Consider the following 15,780-nt stretch of genomic DNA (forward strand, 5'->3'; position numbering starts at 1 on the left):
CGCGGGATCTGCGGTGGCGCGGTGTCTGTCTCGCATCACTTGAAATGGTGGATGAAGCCGACCTGGAAGCCGCCTGGCAGCCAGCCGACGATCAGCGGCGACTTCCGGTGCGAGGCCCACAGGCCCACGCCGGTGCCGACCGCCGCACCCACCAGGACATCGCTCTGCCAGTGGCCGCGGGTCTTCACCCTGGCGATGGCGTCATAGACCGGCAGCAAGGCCAGCGCGTAGACCGCCGGGTGATCCTGGCCGTAATTCACCATGAACGGCGTGACCGCTGCCGAGACTGCCGCCACCTCGCCACTCGGAAAACTCTGTGCGTGGCTGCCGGCAAAGAAGCGGTCGGGGTTGCTGGTCTGCGAGGGACGTTCGCGCTGGAACGCCAGCTTCAGTCCCTCGGTGCCGAGGCTGGTGACCGCCAGCGCATCCACCGAGCGCCAGAAGGTGTCGCCCAGCTTGTCCTGATCGCCAAACACCAGTGCGCCGCCAACCACCGTGGTGATCGTGCCGTACATCAGCACGTTCTGGTTCGAGCGCTTCCAGATGCCGCTGTTGTCGTAGTGGACGCGATGATCGATGCCCAGCGGTCCGCCGGAAGCGAAGGCGCCGCCGGGGGCGAGGAGGGCAAGGCACAACAGGAGCGATGACAGGATGCGCATGTCTTTTTCCTCGCCAGGCCGACACAGCTGGCTTGCACCTGCCAAAGCTACGCAGGCCGGCTTTCGGTTTGCTTAGAGACCGGTTTCGCGCGCGTCGCGGCTGGAAAGGCGCTGGAAAGGCGGGCTGCCTAAGCTGCGCAGCCATTGCTGCTGATGCGAGTTCGCGATGCGCGTGCCTGGCTGGACCATCCTGTGTGATTTCGACGGCACCATTTCCGTCGAGGACGTGATCGACTCGCTGCTCGATCGCTTCGGCCGGCCCGGCTGGGAAGTGCTGGAGCAGGACTGGCGCGCCGGCCGCATCGGCTCGCGCGAATGCATGGCCGGCCAGGTCGACCTGCTGCAGATGACCCGCGCCGAACTGGATGCACACCTGGCCGGGATCTGGATCGATCACGCGTTCCCGGGCTTCGTGGCGAAGGCGCGCGAGCTTGGCGTGCCGATCCGCGTGGTCAGCGATGGACTCGACCATGCGATCCAGCAGATTCTCGCGCGCTACGGCCTGGACCATCTGCCAGTGGCGGCGAACCACCTGGCGCCGGCGCGACCGCCGAAGCAGTGGCAACTGACCTCGCCATTCCAGGCCGAGGGTTGTCGCAGCGGCACCTGCAAATGCGCCTGCGTGGCGCAGGCACGCGAAGGCGGCGCGAAGACCTTGCTGATCGGTGACGGTGCCTCCGACTTCTGCGCGGCCGATCGCGTGGACTTCGTGTTCGCCAAGCATCGACTGATCGAACATTGCCGCGCCGCCGGCATTCCCTACGTGCCGATCACCGGCTTCGAGGACGCCCTCGACCTGTTGCCCCGGCTGCTCGACGGCAGCCTGGCCAGCCATGCGGTTCCCGCGCTGGCCACCACTTCCCACTGACCCCGGATTCCCCCATGAATGCTTTCGACAAGAACACCTCGGTGGTGATCGACGACGCGCAGCTGCTCGCCGACGAGGCGAAATACAGCTCGTTCGGCGACACCGTCCATTACGTCGACCCGCCGAAAATCTTCCGTACCTGCGAAGGCAGCTACATGGTCGACAGCGCCGGCACGCCGTTCCTCGACCTGCAGATGTGGTACTCGGCGGTCAATTTCGGCTATGGCAACAAGCGCCTCAACAACGTGCTGAAGAACCAGATCGACCTGCTGCCCCAGGTGGCCAGCCAGTACCTGCACCAGAGCCGCATCGAGCTGGCGAAGACGGTGGCGCTGGATGCGAAGAAGAAGTTCGGCCTGGACGGCCGCGTGCACTTCAACGTCGGCGGCGCGCAGGCGATCGAGGATTCGCTGAAGATCGTGCGCAACGCGCGCAACGGCAAGAGCCTGATGTTCGCCTTCGAGGGCGGCTACCACGGCCGCACCCTGGGCGCCTCGTCGATCACGTCGAGCTACCGCTACCGCCGCCGCTTCGGCCACTTCGGCGAGCGTGCGATGTTCCTGCCGTTCCCGTACCCGTTCCGTCGTCCCAAGGGCATGACCGCGGAGGAATACTCGGACAGCTGCGTCAACCAGTTCGCCCGCCTGTTCGAAACCGAATACAACGGCGTGTGGGACCCCAAGACCAACCAGTGCGAATACGCCGCGTTCTACGTCGAGCCGATCCAGGGCACCGGCGGCTACGTGATCCCGCCGCCGGGCTTCTTCAAGGGCCTGAAGAAAGTGCTCGACCAGTACGGCATCCTGATGGTCTCCGACGAGATCCAGATGGGCTTCTGGCGCACCGGCAAGCTGTGGTCGATCGAGAACTTCGGCGTGACGCCGGACATCGTGGTGTTCGGCAAGGCGCTCACCAACGGCCTCAACCCGCTGTCCGGCCTGTGGGCGCGCGAGGAACTGATCAACCCCACCGTGTTCCCGCCCGGTTCGACCCACAGCACCTTCAACTCCAACCCGCTCGGCACCTCGCTCGGCCTCGAAGTCATCAAGATGGGTTACGAGCTGGACTACGAGACGAGCGTGCCGAAGAAGGGCGCGCACTTCCTCGACGGTCTGCGCGAGTTGCAGAAGAAGCACAAGGAAATCGGCGACGTCGACGGCCTGGGGTTGGCGCTGCGCGCCGAGATCTGCACCGACGACGGCTTCACCCCGAACAAGGCGCTGCTCGACAGGATGGTCGACATCGGTCTGGCTGGCGACCTCACGCACAACGGCAAGAAGATCGGCCTGGTGCTCGACGTGGGCGGCTGGTACAAGAACGTGATCACCTTCGCACCGTCGCTGGACATCACCCACGAGGAGATTGATCTGGCGATGAGCCTGCTGGATCAGCTGCTGACGAAGGCCAAGAAGGGCTGATTTGCGCGGTGTGGATTGAAGGCCCGGCGGGCGACTGCCGGGCCTTCTCATGCCCGCGACTTTCTCCCTCTCCCCGCCATGCCTGCGAGATGCTTTTCAACAGCCGAAGGCTGGTCAGGCAGGCATCGCACTTCATCCATCATGTCTGCGGCAGAGTCTCCAGCCAGAGCAAGGGCTTTCGTCTGCCTGCGGTAGCCGAGTTACTTTCTCTTTGCGTGCTCAAAGAGAAAGTAACCAAAGAGAAAAAGCACCCCGCTTGGCGCTTGCCGGGCATCGTGCCCGGCAAGTCCGTGAGCCGGGGCCGGGCTTTTCGAGCGGGCATCCTGCCCGCGCGAAAAGGCGAGTCCGTCCATGGACTCGCCCGCTGCGCGGCCTGTCGACCCCGACTCACCGCCGCGCAAGGGACCCCGGGTAGAGCAGCGCGCCATCCTGGCGCGCACTCGGTGCGCAACCGCTTCGCGGTTGCGAGAGCAGGGCGCGGCGGCAAGGGGAACGTCTTCTATCGGCCAGAAGCGGCCGTTGAAAAAAGTGCACTCTGACCCGGGTTTTCGACCCGGGTTTTCGCATGCAAAAGTTGAATCTGCCGGGTGATCTTCTGCACGAACATCAACCCTTAGTGCGCTGCCCCAGCGCTTTTAAAAGGTTCTGTGCCTCGGGAAACCCCACATGGATGTACAAATCAATCCACCAGCGAAGAGCGCCAGCGTAGACGTCGTTGTCGGACGACCGCTTTCCGTCCAGGCAGATCCACACACTGGACTGATTTTTGTCCTCGTTGTGCTCGACTTCAATGCTTAGATTTTTCATCTCGCCGCGCTTCACTGAGACATGCTTTCCTGCGGTCGCGAGTTGTCGACAAATGGCGACGTCCAAGCTTGCCTCCCGAACAGCAGACGCGAAGTCAGAGAACTGGTCACCCTTACATCTAACGGCAGCTCGAAGATCATCTAAGCGCTCAGGAGGGCACCGCACCCATATCCAATCTGTAAGATGCCAAGCCGACGCCGCGGCGTTTTGCGACATGAACATCCGCACCAACGGATCGACGTCCTTAGCAGCGTGAATTTGCTGGCATTCCCACAACAGCTTGGAGAGAGGACCGATCGGATCCTTGCCGACAAGCGTCTTACTGAAATCTATCTCTTCGTCAGGAACAATGACCATGTCTGTGGACTCCATGAAGAAGATGCCGCGAACGTAACCGCGACTGCTGTCAATCGCAAGGAGCGGTCTATGTCTTCCGCGCCAACTTGACGACGTCAAACTTTCTTAAGTTTCCGCGCGGCCCGATATCGGCCAGAAGCCGCCGTTCAACTTCTACCTGTCTGGCAACTACGGCTGCAATTGCTGCGGCCTTCATTGACCTGATATCCAGCATGTACTCCGAAAACCGGGTCAGAGTGCACTTTCGAACGTTCGCCTCAGATCGCAAGCGGCCGATCAGCGACCGGTTCTGCAACTCTTGCCCTTGTGAAGGAACATGAAAGGCCACGCGCAGTGCTTTAGCTTTGCTCCCGTTTTTTTTGAAAGTGCGGGCCAGGATGGCCCGCTGCTCTACCGGGGTCCCTTGCGCGGCGGTGAGTCGGGGACGACAGGCCGCGCAGCGGGCGAGTCCATGGATGGACTCGCCTTTTCGCGCGGGCAGGAGCCCGCTCGAAAAGCCCGGCCCCGGCTCACGGACTTGCCGCCCATGGATGGGCGGCAAGCGCCAAGCGGGGTGGCCTTTCTCTTTGGTTATCTTTCTCTTTGGCCACGCAAAGAGAAAGTAACTCGGCTGCCGAAGGCAGACGAAAGCTCTTGCTCTATAGAGCCGGTGCGCCGAACAAGAGCATCGCGCGCGAGCGTGCTCCTAGGCATTCGTCGTCTTGCGCGACGGCTGAAGTGCGATTCCTGCCTGACCAGCCTTCGGCTGTTGAAAAGCGTCTCGCAGGAATGACGAGCGAGAGGCGGGCTTGTTTGAGGCGACGCCGCTCAGGGCGCCCGCTTCAACGCCAGCACCGCGTTCAACCCGCCGAACGCGAACGAGTTGGAGATCGCGGCACGCACCGGCATCTCGCGCGCCACGTTCGGCACGTAGTCAAGGTCGCAGGCGGGGTCGACCTGGTCCAGGTTGGCGGTGGGTGGCACCACGCCGTCGCGCAGCGCGCCGATCACGGCGACCAGTTCGAGTGCGCCGGAGGCGCCCAGGGCGTGGCCGTGCATCGACTTGGTGGAGGACACCGCGAGGCGGTCGGCGTGTTCGCCGAAGGCGAGGCGGATGGCCTTCGTCTCGGTGACGTCGTTGGCCTGGGTGCCGGTGCCGTGGGCGTTGATGTAGTCGACGTCCTGCGGGGCGAGACCGGCATCGGCCAGCGCCTGGCGCATGGCTGCGGAGGAGCCTTCCGCGCTGGGCATCACGATGTCGGTGGCGTCGGCGCTCATGCCGCTGCCAGCCAGTTCGGCGAGGATGGTGGCGCCGCGCGCGCGCGCGTGTTCCAGCGACTCCAGCACGAAGATGCCGGCGCCTTCGCCGAGCACCAGGCCGCGGCGGTTCGCGCTGAACGGGCGGCAGGTGTCGTCGGCCAGCACGCGCATCGCTTCCCATGCGCGCATCGCGCCGTAGGTGAGGCAGGCTTCGGTGCCGCCGGTGACGGCCGCGTCGACCATGCCGTAACGGATCATCTGCGCGGCCTGGATGATCGCGTGGTTGGCCGACGCGCAGGCGCTGGCCACGGCGAAGGTGGGGCCACGCAAGCCATGGGCGATGCTGATCTGGCTGGCCGAGGCGTTGGTCATCAGCCGGACGATCGTCAGCGGATGCGTGCGCTGGGCGTTCTCCGCATACAGCCGGCGGCTCTGCTCGTCCTGGGTGGTCTCGCCGCCGACGCCGGTTCCGACCACCACCGCGGTGCGCAGGCCGAGCGCGGACTGGCCGAAATCGATGCCGGATTGCCCGATCGCCTCGCTTGCCGCGTGCAACGCGAATTCCGATGTACGGTCGAGCAGCGGCACGGTGCGTTCGTCGATGTTCGCGGCGGGGTCGAAGTCTGCCGGCACCTGGGCGGCGATCTTCAGCTTCAGCCGGTCGGCATCCGGATGACGCAACGGGCCGATCCCGCTGCGACCCTCGCGCAGACCTTGCCACAAGGCTTCGGCACCGATGCCAAGCGCGCTGATCGCGCCCATGCCGGTGATCACCACCCGTTGCAACGATGGCGTGGACATCAGGCGTCGCCTTCGCTGCCGGCGGCCTTGTCGTCGAACGCCTTCTGCACCGCGTCGACCAGGCTTTGTGCGGTATCGGTGCCGAAGTTGGCGCCTTGCTGGTCGGGGAAGTTGATGTTGAATTGTTCCTCGATGTCGAAGATCAGCTCGATCGCCTCCAGCGAGGCGATGCCCAGGTCCTTCAGGGTCGACTCGGGCTTCACGTTGGCCACGTCGGTCTTGGCCTGCTTGGCGATGATCTCGAACACTTGCTGCTGGATCGTTGCGGTCATGGGATGTCCTCGGGTGGCAGGCACTATGGAAGGCTCGCGCAAGGTGCCCCGTGCAAACTGCGCCGGCACAGTCTAGGTACCCTCGCTTACGCATGCCTTTCATCGCACAACTGGAGCCGGACGCTTTGCTGGCGGCGTTCATGCGGGAGCCGCCGGCCGGCTTCGCGGTGGATCATTCCCCGCAGGGCATGCCGGCGTTCGTGGCGCCGTTCGACCTGCTGACCACGGCCGACGGCACGCTGCGCCGCCGCGTGGAAGCGTTGCCGCTGTACCGCCACTGGCGCCGGCTGCTGCGCTGGCGCACCCGCTTTGCCGGCACCACCGTGACCGAATATGCGCCGCTGCCGCCGGCGGTTTCCCCCGCCGCGCTGGCGCATGGGCTGAAGGCGGCGTACGGGCGTGAATGCCGGCTGCTGATCGTGAAGGACATCGCGCAGGACTCGCCGTTGCTGGATGCCGCCGGCAATGCGCATGCGCGTGCGTTCGCCAGCGCCTGCGAGGCCGAGGGCTTCGTGCTGCTGGAAGGCCAGGTGCTGGCCTGGGTGCCGATCGACTTCGCCTCGAACGACGAGTATCTGGCCCGGTTGTCGGCTGGCCGGCGCAAGAACATCAGGCGCAAGTTGCGCTCGCTGGCGGATCTCGACATCGAGGCGGTGCCGACCGGGGACGGGCGCTTCGATGACGAGGCCACCCTGACGGCTTTCCACGCGCTGTTCGACAACGTGTACGCGCAGAGCGAAACCCATTTCGACCGGCTCACGGCACCGTTCTTCCGCGCGCTGCTGCAGGACGCCGACAGCGGCGGCGTGGTCTTCGTCTACCGTCACGCCGGGCAGGTGATCGGCTGGAATCTCTGTTACGCATACGCCGGCAAGCTGATCGACAAGTACATCGGCTTCGCCTACCCCGAGGCGCGCGAGCACAACCTGTACTTCGTCAGCTGGATGCACAACCTCGACTACGCGCGCCGACGCGGACTCACGCATTACGTGGCCGGCTGGACCGACCCCGAGGTGAAGTCCTTCCTGGGCGCCAGCATGACCTTCACCCGCCACGCGGTGTACGCGCGCAATCCGCTGTTGCGCGGCTTGCTGCGCCGCCTCGGCAATCATTTCGAAGGCGATCGTCCATGGCAGTTGCCGAAGGATGCCGCCGATGACTGAGATCGCCAACCGCCCGGTGGTGCTCGACATCGACGCATCGGTGGGCCCGCTGCGCGACCGCCTGGTGCTGCCGCTGGCGCGCTGGCAGGAGTCGCTTCGCTTCGCCAGTTCGCTTTCGACCATGCGGCGGTTTGCGATGGTGCTGGACGAGTTGCTGCCGGCCGATCACGGCACCGTGTTCCTGGGCAGCGGCGACTTCCATCACCTGAGCTGGCCGCTGATCGCACGGCTGCCGCAGGAAAAGCCCTTTCAGGTCGTCGTGCTGGACAATCACCCGGACAACATGCGCTTCCCGTTCGGCGTGCATTGCGGTTCGTGGGTGCGCAAGGTGGCGCTGCTGCCGCAGGTGGATCACGTGCATGTGCTCGGCATCACCTCGACCGACATCGGCGCGGCGCACGCGTGGGAAAACTGCCTGGCGCCGCTGCGTGGCGGCAAGCTGAGCTACTGGAGCATCGGCGTGGACACGGCTTGGTCGCGCCGACTCGGCCTGGCGCAGGCCTTCCGCAGCTTCGATACCCCCGCCGCGATGGTCGATGCCTTCGTCGAGCTGCAACGCTCGCGGACCATGCCCAGCTACCTTTCGATTGACAAGGACGTGTTTGCTCCCGAGGTGGCGCATACCAACTGGGACCAGGGCCAGCTGCTGACCGATCATGCACTGGAGCTGATCGGCAGCCTGCGGCGCGGCCTTGTCGGCAGCGACATCAATGGCGAGGTTTCTCACTATCGCTACCGCAGCTGGTGGAAACGCCGGCTGTCGGCGATGGATGCGCAACCGGCAATCGACCCCGCGCAACTCGTCGGCTGGCAGGCGCAGCAGCACGCGCTGAACCTGCGGTTGCTGGACGCCATCTCGGCCGTATCCGCCTGAGTTCAGGCCAACACTGCTTCCAGCGTGCGGCAGATCGTTTCGAAGTCCTCGTCATCCAGCCATGGACTGTTGCTGACGGTGAGGCTGCGTGCGGCGAAATCGCGGGCTTGCGGCACGTCCTGCGCGGCAACCATCTCTTCGAGATAGGCGTAGTCGGGCAGGGCATGGATGAACAGGCGGCTGACGCCGTAACCGGATGACCACAGCTGCGCCAGCGCCGCGTCGCGGTGTTGCCGATCGGGCAGCAGCAGCAGCAGGAACGGCCAGGTTCCCTGCGCATCGGGCGGGTCGCCCAGCACCCGCACGCCCGGGATGCGGCGCAGGCGCGGCAGGCGACGCTGCGCCTGTGCGGACAACTGGTCGAGGAACGCCGGCAGGCGGACGGCGGCGTGCGCGCCCACGTCCTGGCGCCAGCGGCCGACCCGATGCAGCGGAATCGTCAGCGGGAAATCATCACCGACCGCGGCGACCGGATCACCGCGGCGCAACGCGCGCCGCAACGGACGGCCGTACGCCAGCCGCAGTCCGGCCGGGCGGTACAACGCGGCGTAGCCCAGCAATTCGATGCAACGCCGCCATTCCGTGCCGATGCGGTTCGGCACGATGCGTGCGGCGGTGCGCGCCAGTCGCTCGCGCAGTTCCGGTTCCCGCGCCAGCAGCAGGCCGCCTTCGTAAATTGACAGCCCCTTGCCGGCGGCCAGGCTGAAGAATCCGATGTCGCCGGTCATGCCGACGCTGCCGCCATCGCGTCGTGCGCCCAGCGCCTGGGCGGCATCCTCGATCACCCGGGCGCCGACGTTGCGGGCAACGGCAAGCGCATCGCCGACATCGGCGACGCGGCCGGCAAGATGGGTGGGGATGATCGCCAGCGTGCGTTCGTCGCAGGCCGCGCGCAGGGCGACCGGGTCCATGTCGTGGTGACCGGGGCGCAGATCGCACAGCTGCAGTTCGAGCCCGGCGGCGTGCACCGCGATGGCGACCAGGGGACAGGTGAAGGCGGGTACGACCACGCGCCGGCGCGTCGGTTGCAACGCACTCAGCGTGGTCAGCGCGATCAGCAGGCAGGCGGTGCCGGAACACTCCAGTTGCAGTGGTGGCGTGCCCAGTTGCGCGGCGATAACGGCGGCCAGCGTCGGCGCACCGGGTCGCAGGTCGCCCGGCCGCAGCGGCAGTCCGGCGGTGGGCGGCAGTTCGTGGCGGCGACGAGGCGGCATGGGCGCAGCGCTCAGACCCGTGCCGGCGCAGGCTCGTCGTCGGGCAGCTGCTCGCGGCTTTCGGCCAGGCCCAGGCAGACGATGCCGGCGATGATGGCGATGGCGCCGAGCACGCGCGCAACCGTGAGGTGTTCGTCGAACAGCCAGATCGACAGCAGCATCACCGACACCACTTCCAGGTGCGAGGCGGCAAACGCGGGCCCGATCGGCGCGTGCTTGAGCAAGGCCATCCAGGTGAAGAACGCGCCGACGTAACCGACCACCGCGCCGTAGATCCACGGCTGGCCGAACACGCGCAACAGCCACGCGACGCTGGCCTGCACCGGCAACGCCTGGCTGCCGGCGACCTTGAAGCTGATCTGCGCCAGCGTGTCGAAGGCCATCAGCAGCAGGAAGCCGAACAGGTAGAAGCGCCTCATCCGCCGAGCCCCACGATCGCCACGCCCAGCGTCACCAGGGCGATGCCGATGACGCGCAGGCGGGTCAGTTTCTCGCCGAACAGCAGGCGACCGGCAAGCATGATCGCCACGATGTTGATCGAGCCCAGCAGCACGCCTTCGGACAGCGGGATCAGCGACAGGAAGGCGATCCACACCAGGAACTCGACGGCGTAGCAGCCGATGCCGAGCCACAGCCACGGCCGCGCCGCCATGTGCTTCCAGCGGGCGAGGCCATCGCCGGCGTCGCTGTCGCCGGCAGCGGCCTTGAAGGCGAGCTGGCCAGTCGTGTCCAGCACGATGTTGAGCAGCCAGAGGCCGACGACCAGGGTGGAAGGGGAGCCGGTCACGGGCCGGCTCAGGCGGCGATGCGCCCGGCATTGCCGGCGGTCACGACGCGGTCGAAGAAGGCGGCCGAATGTTCAATCAGGGTGCGCCGCTCCCTGTCGATGGTGATCATGTGGTAGCTGTCTTCGAGCAACAACAGCTCGGTGGGCGCGTTGACGCCGCGCACCACCAGTTCGGCGTTGCGCACGCTGGCCACGTCGTCATCGCTGGCATGCGCCACCAGGCACGGCGCATTCACCTGTGGCAGTCGGCGCCGCACATCGGCGGCCAGTCCATACATTTCGGCCAGCGAATACCAGGGGTTGCCGGGCAGGCCGGCGGCGGCGCTGTCGCCGCTGAGCATCGCCGTGCTGACCTGGGCACGCAGCCGCTCGTCGCGGATGCCGTAGGGTGGCTGCTCCATGAAGCTGCGGTGGCGGCCAATGCCGAGCCTTTTAAGCAGCGGCAGCAGGAACGACAGCCGCGCCATGTGCGGAATGCTCCAGCCGTCGTAACGGAAGGTGGCGCCGTAGACGCCGACGCCGGAAACCTGTGCGGGCCGATCCGCGGCCAGCTTCAGCGCCAGCAGCGCGCCCATCGACAGCCCGCCGACGAACAGGTGGTCGACCTTGCCGAGCAGGTCGTCGGCCGCCGTTTCCACGCTGGCGTACCAGTCGCGCCAGCCGGTGGCGAGCAGGTCGTCGGCGTTGCCGCAGTGCCCGGCCAGCTGCATGCCGTGCACCGTGAAGCCGGCCTTGTGCAGTCCCTTGCCGAGCAGCCGCATTTCCATCGGCGTGCCGGTGAGGCCGTGGATCAGCAACACGCCGCTGCGGCCACCTTCGAAGAAGAACTCGGTTTGCTGGATCACGCGGTTGTCCTGCGGTGTGTGCGGCGAGTGGAGGCGTGTCCGCCGTACGTGCCGGAGGGCAGCGTGGCAGAACGCGGTTTCCTCAGTCTTTCGATGGCGCCCCGGTGGTCGCCGGGGCGGTGCCGAAGCGCACGATCACCCGCTGGCCGATGCGCAGCGTCTGCGGCTTGTCGAAGGCGAGCACGCACTCCACGGTGCGTGCACTGGCGCGGATCTGCGGATCGTTCTCGAGCTGGGCCGGGCCGTAGACCTCGCCGATGCGCAGCACGTGGGCACGCCACGGGGCCTGCCGATCCGCGCTGTCGGCCACGATTTCGGCCGGCATGCCGGGCCGGATCGCGCCGATGAAACTTTCGTTGAGTTCCGCGCGAACGATCCGCGGCTTGTGCGGCAACAGCACGAACAGCGGCGGCGAGGCGGGCGACATGCCGGCACCGGGCTGCGCCGATACGCGGATCACCTCGGCATCGAACGGGGCGAACAGGCTGCGCTGCTTCACCTCGTAGCGGGCCTGCTCCAGCTTCTGGCTGGCGATGTCGATGGCGGCATGGTTGGCCTGCCGGTCGGCGTCGAGCAGGGCGGCGGCCTCGCGCGCATCGTCCGCGCTCTGCCCGTCGCCGGCACCGGCGGCGACGGCCTGGGCGAGGCGTTGCGCCCGTTGTCTTGCCGCGGCCAGCTTGATGCGGAGCAGGGTCGCCTGCGCCTGCGCCTGTTCCAGTTCTGCCTGGGCGGCCGCCACGGCGAGCCGGGCCGACTCGCTGTCCAGCGTGGCCAGCAACTGTCCCTGCCTGACCTGTTCGCCCTCGCGCACCGCCACGCTGGCGAGGATGCCTTCGCGTGGCATGCCCAGATTCAGCAGGCCGCCTTCGATGTCGACGCGGCCGCGGGCGACCGCCGCATAGGCGGGCGTGGCTTGGCTGGTGGCCGCCGGCGGTGCATCGGCGGCGGAGCAGCCGGCGAGCAGGGCGGCGATGGCGAACGCGGGGCCGCGGCAGCGCGTTCGCCAGGGCCACGGCCGTGATGAGGAAGGAGCGGGCGGCTTCATGATGGAGTTCCCCGGGAATCGGAAAGTGGCGCCTGGTTGCGCCGGTCGCTGAGGATGCGGCCGTCTTCCATCCCCAGCACGCGATCGGCGTGGACGACCAGGCGCGGGTCGTGGCTGACGCACAGCACCGTGGTGCCGTGGGAGTGCGCGATGCGGTGCAGCAGGTCGATGATGATCTGGCCGTTGGCGGCATCGAGCGCGCTGGTCGGCTCGTCGGCGAACAGCAGCTCCGGTTGCTTGGCCAGCGCGCGGGCGATCGCCACGCGCTGCTTCTCGCCACCGGACAGCTCGGACGGGCGCAGCCGCATGCGCTGCCCCAGGCCGACTTCCTCCAGCGATTGCCGGGCGCGCCGACGTGCCTCGTCGCGGGTGAGGCCCATGTGGTTCAGCGGCAGCTCGACCTGCTCGAACGCGGAGAGCGCGGGGAACAGGTTGAAGCCCTGGAAGACGAAGCCGGTGTGTTGCAGGCGGAAGCGTTCCAGCGCGCGCAGGTCGAGCTGGCCCAGTTCGCTGCCCAGCGCGCGGACCTGCCCGCCATCGACTTGCTGCAGCCCGCTGAGGATCGCCAGCAAGGTGCTCTTGCCGCAGCCCGAGGGGCCCGAGATCAGGGTCAGTTCGGCCGCCTCGATGGCCAGGCTGAGTCGATCGAGCACCTGGGTGCGCTGGTGGCCGGAGACGAAGGCCTTGCTGACCTCGACGGCCTGCAGGGCGGGCCGTCGCGCCGGTTCGATGAGGTTGCCGGAATGCATCGTGTTCATCTCAGCAAGGTGGCCGGATCGGCGCGCCTCAGGCTGCGCATCGCGGCCAGTCCGGACACGGCGGCCAGACCCATCACCAGGATGATGCAGGCCAGCGCCGAGGGCGCGTTCAACACCACCGGGACATCCTGGCTGCGCGCCAGCAGCAGCAGCACGATGCCCAGCACGCTGGCGCCGAGCAAGCCGAGTGCGCCGACCCAGAACGCCTGTTCCAGCACCACTTTGCGCAAGGCGCCCACGCCGACGCCGAGCGCATTGAGGGTGGCGTATTCGCGGATCGAGCCGTTGACGGCGGCGACCAGGGTCTGGCTGGTGATCGCGGCGCCGACCAGGAACACGATGCCGGCCAGGAACATCACGCCGGCGCCGGCGCCGGTATCGAACAGCCAGTAACGCACGGACCGTTGCGCAAAGTCGCTGGCACTCCAGGTCGTGTACGGGCCGAACGACGTGGCGCCGCGCAGGCGCGCGGCCACGGTGGCGGCCCGGGCCGGGTCACGCAGGCTGGCGACCAAGTAGGTCGGGCCGTTGTCGGTGACGTCGTTGTCGAGTCGTCGGGCGGTGTCCAGCGAGCACAGCACGTTGACGCCGCCCAGCGCGCGCAGGCCGGTGCCGATCCCGACCACGCGCACGCGCCGGCCGTTGATGGTCGCGCTCTGGCCGATGCCGATGCCCAGCTGATCCAGCGCCGAGCGATCAACGATGATGGCGTCGGGTTCGACCAGCCGGGCGCGCAGGGTAGGCGACAGGACCTTGGAGAACATCAGCCCGTCGGCCGCCGGATCGATGCCGGAGACAAACACCGATGCACCACCGGTCTCGCGTGGCCCGCGCCAGTCGCCATCGACCCACAGATACGGTTCGACCCGCAGCACCTGCGGGTCCATCAACAGGCGCGACTGGAGGTCGGCGTCGATCGAACGCCCCAGGCCGACGCTCTGGGTGCCCGGGTAACCCACCCAGACGTCGGCCGACGAACCGGTGACGTAGAGACTGGTGCTGCCGAAGATGCCCAGCACCAGGGCGATCTGCAGCAGTTGCAGCAAGCCCGCGAAGCCGACCGCCAGCATCGCCGGCAGGAAGCGCCGCCATTCGTAGACCAGGGTCTTGCGGGCCAGGGCGACCATCAGTGGCGCGCTCCGGACCCGGCATCGGCCTGGCCGGTTGCAACGGTCTCATCCGGGTCGCCGGCAGCTGGCAAGGGTGCACCGCCGAGTGCCTTGAACAGGGCGACGTAGGCAAGGTCGTGTCCGGCTCGTGCCTCGCTCAGGTCGAGTGCGGCCTGGTCGACGGCGAGCTGGCTCCCGTTGCGATCGAGCGGGCTGGCCAGTTGCAGGCTCGCCCGTTTGCCGGTGGCCTGATCGACCCGTTGCAGCGCCTGCCAGGCCTGCAGGCTGTGCTGCTCGCGCTGGCGTTGCTGTTGCATGCTGCCGAGTGCGGTTTCCACCTCGGCCACGCCTTGCAGCACCGCTTGCCGGTAGGCCAGCACGCGGGCTTTCAACTGGTGATCCCTGGCGTGCTCGGCGGCCAGGCGAATGCCCCAGTCGAACAGCGGGATGCTGACCTCCGGTCCATACGAGTCGATCGCGTTCGGCGTGCTGCTTTTCCGGTGGTTGTTGTCGATGTCGGTGGACCAGTTGATCGAGCCGCCGAGGCCGATGCGGGGAAACCGGTCGGCGTGGGCCGTTGCCAGCTCGCCGGCGGCGGTCAGCACGTCGGCTTCGGCACGGGCGATCTCCGGCCGGCTGCGCAGCAGTTCGGCCGGCGTGGCGTCGAGGTTCCACGGGCCCAGTTCGGGTATCGGGCCGATTTTCAGCCAGGCAGGATCGGGATGGTTCTGGCCGAGCAGCACCGCCAGCTGCCATGCGCTGGCATTGATCGCCTCGCGCGGCGCGACGAGTGCCGACTCGGCCTGGTCGAGGGCCGCCTGTGCGCGGTCTGTCGCGTCGGGCGGGGCAAGCTGGAGCTGCTGTCGCGTTCGCACCAGTTGCAGGGCGTGCCGGCGCGACTGGCTGATCCGCAGCAACAGTTGCTCCTGCTGCTGGGCGGTACGCAGGCTGATCCACTGCCGCACGACTTCGGCCACCAGGCTCACGCGGGCGCCGCGCAGGTCCGCGACGCCGGCGTCGAGCTGCCCCTGCGCTTCGCGGCGGGTTCCTTCGGCGCGGCCGAACAGGCCGAGTTCCCAGCTGGCGTCGAAGCCGACCAGGAAATAGGAGGCGCTGGCGTCGGGATCGATCACGTCGTTGGTGCTGGCACGCAACGCGGGCAGGTAGCGTGCGCCCGAACGCGCGTGCATCACGCGCACGGCACGCAGGCGTTCGACGGCCTGCGCCAGGTCGAGGTTGGAGGCCAGCGCACGCTCAACCAGGGTGTCGAGCGCGGGATCGTTGAAGTTGCGCCACCAGCCATGCAGGTCGGTGGGCTGCGCCGCGTTGCCGGCGAGCCGATGCTGAAATTGCGCGGGTATCGGCGGCCTCAGCTTCGGCAACGGCGCCGCGCAACCGGCGAGCAAGGTGAGCACGGCGGCGCACGACCAGAGATGCCAGCGCGGGTTCCATGCTGCCTTGTGGAATCGAAATGGCACGGCGCGCTGACTCTTCGGGAGGGTTGCGTGGAATACCTGATTGTGGCCGGGGAATCTTTCTTCCCCCTTTGCAACGACGGCGGGCG

General features: G+C 67.3%; 16 protein-coding genes. 4 read left to right on the forward strand and 12 right to left on the reverse strand.

The genetic code is table 11. The features are described 5' to 3' along the window. Positions 1–35 precede the first annotated feature (35 nt). Positions 36–659, reverse strand: a complete 624-nt coding sequence (locus ABNK63_RS05415; protein ID WP_007804564.1) for a phosphatase PAP2 family protein — start codon at positions 657–659, stop codon at positions 36–38. Between the two features lie 166 nt (positions 660–825). Between ABNK63_RS05415 and ABNK63_RS05420 the strand changes: the two genes are divergently transcribed. Beyond that, positions 826–1,527, forward strand: coding sequence for an MtnX-like HAD-IB family phosphatase (locus ABNK63_RS05420; protein ID WP_007804566.1), 702 nt, complete (start codon positions 826–828; stop codon positions 1,525–1,527). Positions 1,528–1,541: 14 nt separating this feature from the next. Continuing rightward, complete coding sequence (locus ABNK63_RS05425; RefSeq protein WP_350016886.1) at positions 1,542–2,945, forward strand: aminotransferase class III-fold pyridoxal phosphate-dependent enzyme; 1,404 nt, start codon at positions 1,542–1,544, stop codon at positions 2,943–2,945. A gap of 606 nt (positions 2,946–3,551) precedes the next feature. Here the strand turns inward: ABNK63_RS05425 and ABNK63_RS05430 are convergent. The 3 genes from ABNK63_RS05430 to ABNK63_RS05440 all read right to left on the reverse strand — a co-directional run bounded on the left by ABNK63_RS05430 (position 3,552) and on the right by ABNK63_RS05440 (position 6,421). Further along, positions 3,552–4,109: a hypothetical protein gene (locus ABNK63_RS05430; RefSeq protein ID WP_350016887.1), complete on the reverse strand. Its 558-nt coding sequence runs from the start codon at positions 4,107–4,109 to the stop codon at positions 3,552–3,554. An 807-nt stretch (positions 4,110–4,916) separates the two neighbouring features. Further along, positions 4,917–6,149 carry a beta-ketoacyl-[acyl-carrier-protein] synthase family protein gene (locus tag ABNK63_RS05435; RefSeq protein ID WP_350016888.1) on the reverse strand — a complete coding sequence of 411 codons (1,233 nt, stop codon included), beginning with the start codon at positions 6,147–6,149 and terminating at the stop codon, positions 4,917–4,919. Next, positions 6,149–6,421: an acyl carrier protein gene (locus tag ABNK63_RS05440; protein ID WP_007804574.1), complete on the reverse strand. Its 273-nt coding sequence runs from the start codon at positions 6,419–6,421 to the stop codon at positions 6,149–6,151. Before ABNK63_RS05440 ends, ABNK63_RS05435 begins: the two co-directional genes overlap by 1 nt. 92 nt (positions 6,422–6,513) lie before the next feature. Between ABNK63_RS05440 and ABNK63_RS05445 the strand changes: the two genes are divergently transcribed. Together ABNK63_RS05445 and ABNK63_RS05450 are read left to right on the forward strand one after the other, a co-directional pair. Continuing rightward, positions 6,514–7,584 (forward strand): GNAT family N-acetyltransferase, encoded by a 1,071-nt coding sequence (locus ABNK63_RS05445; protein ID WP_350016889.1) that lies wholly within the window; start codon positions 6,514–6,516, stop codon positions 7,582–7,584. After that, the gene (locus tag ABNK63_RS05450) at positions 7,577–8,458 is read left to right on the forward strand and encodes an arginase family protein (protein WP_350016890.1); all 882 of its coding nucleotides are present in this window, start codon (positions 7,577–7,579) and stop codon (positions 8,456–8,458) included. Before ABNK63_RS05445 ends, ABNK63_RS05450 begins: the two co-directional genes overlap by 8 nt. Before the next feature lie 2 nt (positions 8,459–8,460). On the opposite strand, the gene ABNK63_RS05455 is transcribed toward ABNK63_RS05450, so the two are convergent. The 8 genes from ABNK63_RS05455 to ABNK63_RS05490 all read right to left on the reverse strand — a co-directional run bounded on the left by ABNK63_RS05455 (position 8,461) and on the right by ABNK63_RS05490 (position 15,694). Beyond that, positions 8,461–9,672, reverse strand: coding sequence for a DegT/DnrJ/EryC1/StrS family aminotransferase (locus ABNK63_RS05455; protein ID WP_350016891.1), 1,212 nt, complete (start codon positions 9,670–9,672; stop codon positions 8,461–8,463). An 11-nt stretch (positions 9,673–9,683) separates the two neighbouring features. Continuing rightward, complete coding sequence (locus tag ABNK63_RS05460) at positions 9,684–10,091, reverse strand: EamA family transporter (RefSeq protein WP_350016892.1); 408 nt, start codon at positions 10,089–10,091, stop codon at positions 9,684–9,686. After that, on the reverse strand, positions 10,088–10,459 hold the full coding sequence (locus tag ABNK63_RS05465; protein WP_350016893.1) for an EamA family transporter: 372 nt from the start codon (positions 10,457–10,459) through the stop codon (positions 10,088–10,090). Before ABNK63_RS05465 ends, ABNK63_RS05460 begins: the two co-directional genes overlap by 4 nt. Positions 10,460–10,467: 8 nt before the next feature. Then, positions 10,468–11,304 (reverse strand): alpha/beta fold hydrolase, encoded by an 837-nt coding sequence (locus ABNK63_RS05470; protein ID WP_007804586.1) that lies wholly within the window; start codon positions 11,302–11,304, stop codon positions 10,468–10,470. An 82-nt stretch (positions 11,305–11,386) separates the two neighbouring features. After that, positions 11,387–12,349, reverse strand: coding sequence for an HlyD family efflux transporter periplasmic adaptor subunit (locus ABNK63_RS05475; RefSeq protein WP_007804588.1), 963 nt, complete (start codon positions 12,347–12,349; stop codon positions 11,387–11,389). Next, positions 12,346–13,098 carry an ABC transporter ATP-binding protein gene (locus ABNK63_RS05480; protein ID WP_350017191.1) on the reverse strand — a complete coding sequence of 251 codons (753 nt, stop codon included), beginning with the start codon at positions 13,096–13,098 and terminating at the stop codon, positions 12,346–12,348. The genes ABNK63_RS05475 and ABNK63_RS05480 overlap by 4 nt, the downstream gene beginning before the upstream one ends. A gap of 5 nt (positions 13,099–13,103) precedes the next feature. After that, the gene (locus ABNK63_RS05485) at positions 13,104–14,234 is read right to left on the reverse strand and encodes an ABC transporter permease (protein ID WP_007804591.1); all 1,131 of its coding nucleotides are present in this window, start codon (positions 14,232–14,234) and stop codon (positions 13,104–13,106) included. Next, on the reverse strand, positions 14,234–15,694 hold the full coding sequence (locus ABNK63_RS05490) for a TolC family protein (RefSeq protein ID WP_350016894.1): 1,461 nt from the start codon (positions 15,692–15,694) through the stop codon (positions 14,234–14,236). Before ABNK63_RS05490 ends, ABNK63_RS05485 begins: the two co-directional genes overlap by 1 nt. Positions 15,695–15,780 lie beyond the last annotated feature (86 nt).

Origin of the sequence: Rhodanobacter sp. IGA1.0 (assembly GCF_040208325.1) — a bacterium.
Taxonomy (GTDB): Bacteria; Pseudomonadota; Gammaproteobacteria; order Xanthomonadales; family Rhodanobacteraceae; genus Rhodanobacter; species Rhodanobacter spathiphylli.